At 65.9% G+C, this 4,375-nt stretch carries 5 protein-coding genes; 4 read left to right on the top strand and 1 reads right to left on the bottom strand.

Features of this window, described 5'->3' with window-relative positions; translation table 11 throughout:
* Positions 1 to 216: hypothetical protein (locus Q0K15_RS10655; protein WP_294515824.1), on the top strand; the 216-nt coding region annotated here is incomplete at its 5' end.
* The gene (locus tag Q0K15_RS10650; protein ID WP_294515823.1) at positions 209 to 1,054 is read left to right on the top strand and encodes a hypothetical protein; all 846 of its coding nucleotides are present in this window, start codon (positions 209 to 211) and stop codon (positions 1,052 to 1,054) included. The genes Q0K15_RS10655 and Q0K15_RS10650, both read left to right, overlap by 8 nt.
* Positions 1,055 to 1,123: 69 nt before the next feature.
* Here the strand turns inward: Q0K15_RS10650 and Q0K15_RS10645 are convergent, their stop codons facing one another.
* Complete coding sequence (locus Q0K15_RS10645) at positions 1,124 to 1,804, bottom strand: VTT domain-containing protein (RefSeq protein ID WP_294515822.1); 681 nt, start codon at positions 1,802 to 1,804, stop codon at positions 1,124 to 1,126.
* A gap of 197 nt (positions 1,805 to 2,001) precedes the next feature.
* On the opposite strand from Q0K15_RS10645, the gene Q0K15_RS10640 reads away from it, so the two are divergent.
* Together Q0K15_RS10640 and Q0K15_RS10635 are read left to right on the top strand one after the other, a co-directional pair.
* Positions 2,002 to 2,790 carry an inositol monophosphatase family protein gene (locus tag Q0K15_RS10640; protein WP_294515821.1) on the top strand — a complete coding sequence of 263 codons (789 nt, stop codon included), beginning with the start codon at positions 2,002 to 2,004 and terminating at the stop codon, positions 2,788 to 2,790.
* Positions 2,791 to 2,849: 59 nt separating this feature from the next.
* Positions 2,850 to 4,265 (top strand): alanine/glycine:cation symporter family protein, encoded by a 1,416-nt coding sequence (locus tag Q0K15_RS10635; RefSeq protein ID WP_294515820.1) that lies wholly within the window; start codon positions 2,850 to 2,852, stop codon positions 4,263 to 4,265.
* Positions 4,266 to 4,375 lie beyond the last annotated feature (110 nt).

The following is a 4,375-nucleotide window of genomic DNA, read 5'->3' as shown; positions in this document are numbered from 1 at the left end:
GCGCGCAGCGGCCTGCATCTCTTCGAAAAAATGCTTGCATTTTTGAGAGAGCCTGTCGACTTTGTCGACAGGCTCAAACGCCCGGACTTCGGTCCGGGCGTTTTTCTGCTTTCCGGCAGCGGCACCAAACCCGGCCGGGCACATAGAATGGGGTGGAGGCGGAACCGCCGTCCGCCTTTTCCCAACGCCATTTTTAGGAGGTATTGCAATGCCTGAAAAGGTCGTGCCCGGTCCCGTGCAGGACAGCGCCTGCATCCGGGAGGCCGTGTGCATACACACCAAAAAGATCTTCGATAGCTGTAAGGACAAAGACTGTATCGAGGACCTTCGCCTTTACCCCACGCAGAGTTCTCAGTGTGCCATTGACCGGGCCGTGAGCATCAAGCCCGGCAGCGCGGAACTGCTGCATGTATACATCGACGTGGAGCCCGTGAGCTTCAACCGGGGCTTCTACACCGTGGACGTGCGCTACTTCTACCGGGTCACCGCCGACGCCTTTGTGGGCGCCGCCCGGCCGGTGGAGATCAGCGGCCTGTGCGTCTTTGACAAGCGGGTCATCCTCTTCGGCAGCGAAGGGGGCGCCAAGACCTTCAGCTCCCAGGCCTGCTTTGGGGAGATGGATGAGCAGGAGCTCCGCAAGAGCGGCCTGCCCTCCGCCGTGGTGGAGGCCGTGGACCCCATCGTGCTCAACATGAAGCTGGTGGACGTGTGCGAGTGCCGTCCCTGCGACTGCGAGCTCACCGAGATCCCCCCCTGCATCTGCTCCTGCTTCGGCAGCGATCTCAACTTCGGCAGCGAGGGCAAGCGGGTCTATGTGACCCTGGGCCAGTTCTCCATCATCCGCCTGGAGCGGGAGACCCAGCTCCTCATGCCGGTGTACGACTATTGTATGCCGGAGAAGGAGTGCGCCTGCGGCTCCTGCTGCGAGGAAGACCCCTGCGAGCTCTTCCGCCAGGTGAAGTTCCCCGTCAACGAGTTTTTCCCGCCCAACGCCATGGGCTGCACCGATGGCGGCAAGCGGGAGCCCGACCTGCCCGGCTGCTGCCGGAAGTAACACAAGATCCTTTTGGAAGAAGCGCTCGGCCCCGGCGGTCTATCCGCCGGGGCCGGGCGCTTTCCGCCTTTATTTGTGTCGGAAGCGATGGAGGAGGGCCTCCTCCAGCCGGTCGCCGTACTTCATGCCCAGAAGGAAGATGGCCAGGCCGCCCAGACCCAGCAGGGCCATGCCCCACAGGGGGATGTCCACTACCGAGCCTCCCACGGCGCTGGCTACCAACAGCCCCCAGGGTCGGAAGAGAATGACCAGGACCAGGAAGCGGGGAAAGCTGATCCCAGTGAGCCCCGCCAGGATGCACAGAATGTCGTCGGGAAAGAAGGGAAAGAGAAAGGCCATGGCCAGAAAAACGTCCCGCTTGCGGCGGATGATTTCCAGATAGCGGTCGGAGAGGGCCTGGCTGACGAAGCGGTCCACGAAGGTCTGCCCCAGGCGCCGGGCCAGCTGAAAGACCAGGGTGGAACCCACCACGACCGCCGCCCAGGTGAGGAGGAAGGCGGGCAGGGTGCCAAAGAGGAGGGCACCGGCCATGGCGGTCAGGTTGCTGGGGATGGGGGCCAGGACCACGGAGGCCAGCTGGATCAGGAAGAACACCAGGTGGGAATAGGGGGAGAAGGTCTCGATGTAGACCTGGAGGCCGTCCAGAGAAGCGGCGGCCTGAAAGAAGCCGGTCCGCCACAGCAGGACGCCGCCGGCGGCCAGCAGGAGGACGGTGATGAGCAGGGTGAGGAACCAGGTGCATTTTTTCATGTGGAAAGATCTCCTTGTTCTGTCTCTGACCATAGATTACCACACAGCGCCCGCCGGGGCCATAGAGAAAAGATGATGTTTTTCTTAAAATCAAAAAAAGAGGGGCCGCGGAGGGCGGACCGATTGCGGAGCGGGGCGGATGGTGGTATCATCGAGGGGAAAGCACGGGCGCGTCGCCCGGAAAAGGAGGAACGGCTATGCTGCCGGAGCGAGAGGAACTGCTGGAGCGGGTATCGGAGGCGGTGCGTCAGGCGGGGCGCCTGTTCGGGCACCGGGAGATGGCGGAGCAGATCCGCCAAAAGGGGGCCACGGACTTTGTGACCCAGGTGGACGTCACCGTCCAGGAGCAGCTGCGGGGCCGGCTGAAGGAGCTGGCGCCGGAGGTGCAGTTCATGGGGGAGGAGCAGGACAACAGCGGTGTGGACCTGAGCGGGGCGGTGTGGATCCTGGACCCGGTGGACGGCACCACCAACCTCATCCATGGATTCCGGCACAGCGCCGTCTCCCTGGCCCTGGCGGAGGAGGGGCGGGTGACCATGGCCCTGGTGTATAACCCCTACGCCGAGGAGCTCTTCACCGCCCTGGCGGGGAAGGGGGCCTTCTGCAACGGCCAGCCCATCTCGGTGAGCTCTGCCCGCCGCCTGGCCGACGCTTTGGTGGACGTGGGCACCAATCCCAGCCAGCGGGAGAAGGCCGACCGGGCGTTCCGCTGGATGCGCACCCTCTATGACCACTGCCACGACGTCCGGCGCATGGGGGCGGCCTCCCTGTGCCTGAGCTATGTGGCCGCTGGGCGGCTGGACGCCTATGTGGAGGACGGCCTGAAGCCCTGGGACTACGCCGCGGGCATGCTGTTGGTCCGGGAGGCCGGCGGCATGGCGGCCACCCCGGAGGGGAGAGAGCCCTCCCTGTCCGCGGGGGGCGGCATCGCCGCCGCCAACGGCTTCATCGGAGCGGACTTCCTGAAGCTGCTCGCCGAGGCGTAAAGGGAAGGGCATGTTTTCTGCCCCGGGCGCATACCCCTTTGGAGAAGGGGGCGGGGTGCATGACCTTTTTGGAGCGATTGGGCGATTGGATCTGGGACCCGTGGCTGCTGGGGGGCTTTCTGCTGCTGGGAGTGTGGTGCTCGGTGGGCACCGGCTTCTTCCAGCTCTTCGGGTGGCGGCGCTGGCTGGGGACCACCGTGGGAGCCCTGTTGCGTCCGAAGGCGCGGAAGAAGGGGGGCGGACTCACCCAGCTCCAGGCGCTCTCCACCGCCCTGGCCTCCACCATCGGCACCGGCAGCATCGCCGGGGTGGCCACCGCCATCTTCTACGGCGGCCCCGGTGCCGTCTTCTGGATGTGGGTCTCCGCCCTCCTGGGCATGATGACGGGCTGCGTGGAAAAGACCCTGGCCGTCCGTTACCGCCGCAAAAGCCGGGACGGCGGCCGGGAAGGGGGGCCTATGGTGTACATGACCCAGGGCCTGGGACTTCGGCCATTAGCCCTGATCTTTTCCCTCTTCTGCGTCACCGCCTCCATCGGCGGCGGCGACCTGGTCCAGGCCAACTCCATCGCCGCCGCCCTGGAGCATGCCTTCGGCTGGGACCGGCTGGCGGTGGGGGTGGTCACCGCCATGCTCACCGGGGCGGTCATCCTGGGGGGCATCGGCCGCATCGGCCGGGTCAGCGAGCGGCTGGTACCCGCCATGGCCATTCTGTTCCTGGCGGGAGGCGGCGCCGTGGTCCTCTGCCACGCCCACGCCCTGCCGGAGGCCTTTTCCGCCATCCTGCACGGCGCCTTTGCCCCAAAAGCCGCCGCCGGCGGCGGATTGGGCTACTCGATGGCGGCGGCCATGCGCTACGGGGTGGCCCGGGGGGTCTTTACCAACGAGGCGGGGCTGGGCTCCTCCGCCATGGCCCACGCCGCCGCCGACGTGGACCACCCGGCGGAGGAGGGCATGTGGGGCATCTTTGAGGTTTTCGTGGCCACCGGCCTAGTCTGCACCGTCACCGCCCTGGCTATCCTGACCTCCGGAGTCTACGACCCCCAGGTTGCCCTGGCAGCCCTGGAGGCGGGAACCGTGGAGGACGCCATGGTGGGGGCCGCCCTGTCGGCTGCCGCCTTTTCCACAGTGCTGGGCCGGTGGGGAGGACCGTTTGTGGCGGTGTGTCTCCTCCTGTTTGCTTTTTCATCCCTACTGGGGTGGAGCTACTACGGCCAGCAGGGTCTGGCCTTCCTCACTGGGACCCGCCGCTGGACGGGCCTGTACCGGCTGTGCTTCCTCCTGTTCATCGTGGTGGGGAGCGTGGGGGATGTGGGGGCGGTGTGGCAGGTGGCAGATATCTGCAACGGCATGATGGCCCTGCCCAACCTGGTGGCCCTGCTGCTCCTGTCGCCGGAGGCCTTCCGCCTGCTCCGGACCTGGACCGAGGGGCGGGAAGAGAGCCGACACATTCCCCGAAAGGCCGCAGCGGACTGAAAAAGCGTCTCCCCTCCGCAAAGGAGGGGAGACGCTTCAGCTTGTCGAAAAAGTAGAAACGCCTCAGGTTTTGTGAAAGAGCCTCGCAGAGTTCCGTCGTCCGCAGACGA

This window comes from uncultured Intestinimonas sp. (assembly GCF_944387245.1).
Lineage (GTDB): Bacteria > Bacillota > Clostridia > Oscillospirales > Oscillospiraceae > Intestinimonas.
Note: the sequence above shows the minus strand (reverse complement) of the source record. Positions and strands in the feature narration are given on the sequence as shown.